1 protein-coding gene is annotated in these 1,017 nt (G+C 45.2%); it reads left to right on the plus strand.

All coding sequences use genetic code 11. The features are described 5' to 3' along the window. On the plus strand, positions 1–1,017 hold a 1,017-nt coding region (locus tag ACWHAR_RS23375), incomplete at both ends, for an ATP-dependent helicase (RefSeq protein WP_452087987.1).

A 1,017-nucleotide genomic window follows, 5' to 3' on the forward strand; every position in this document is an offset into this window, starting at 1 on the left:
TGACCCGTCTCCAGCTGTTACGGAATGGCACCGTCCAAGAAGCATTAAACCAGGAACACCATTTGTGCCAAAAACAATAGAACCCGATACGAGCCTTTTTCCGTCTGTCGGCTTAAACACGGATCAGCTGAAAGCGGTCACGGAAACAGAAGGTCCGCTGCTTGTGCTTGCAGGTGCGGGGAGCGGAAAAACACGGGTGCTGACAGCCCGTGCCGCCCACATGATCGAACACTTAGGCATACCGCCTGAAAATATGCTGCTTGTCACCTTTACAACAAAAGCTGTCGCTGAAATGAAAGAGCGTATGGCGAACCAGTACGGATTACAGCCGGCAAAAGTCAGAAGACTTGTGACAGGAACATTCCACAGTCTGTTTTATAAGATCTTGTATCACTCTAATTCTGCTAAATGGAACGGTGAGCATCTGCTGAAAATGGAGTGGCAGCGGGAACAATATATCAAAAAAGCACTCTATGAAGAGGGCATCGATGAGAAAGAATTCCCAGTTGACCAAGCCCTGCAACAGATCGGTTTTTGGAAAAACACTTATGTCCCAAATGAACGCATCCCTCTAAAAGATGAGTGGGAAAAACAAGTTTATCGTTTATATGAACATTATGAACGCCAGAAAAAAGAACACAGCCAATTTGATTTTGATGACATGGCTTCAGCCTGCTATGAATTGTTTATGGAGCGGCCTGACCTTCTGGAACAATATCAATCTCGGTTTACGTATATCTTAATTGATGAGTTTCAGGACATTAATCCGGTTCAATACAAAATCATGCAAATGCTCGCCAGCCCGGAGCAAAACCTGTGCTGTGTCGGAGACGATGACCAGTCCATCTACGCGTTTCGCGGAAGCAATCCGTCTTTCATTCTTGATTTTCAAAAGGATTATCGGGGAGCGAAGACGATCTATTTAACTGCGAACTACAGGTCTACGCACCCAATCGTCTCTAGTGCTGATATCGTCGTGAAAAAGAACAAAAACAGATATGCCAAAACGCTTGAAGC

This window comes from Bacillus sp. LR--39, from assembly GCF_053613335.1.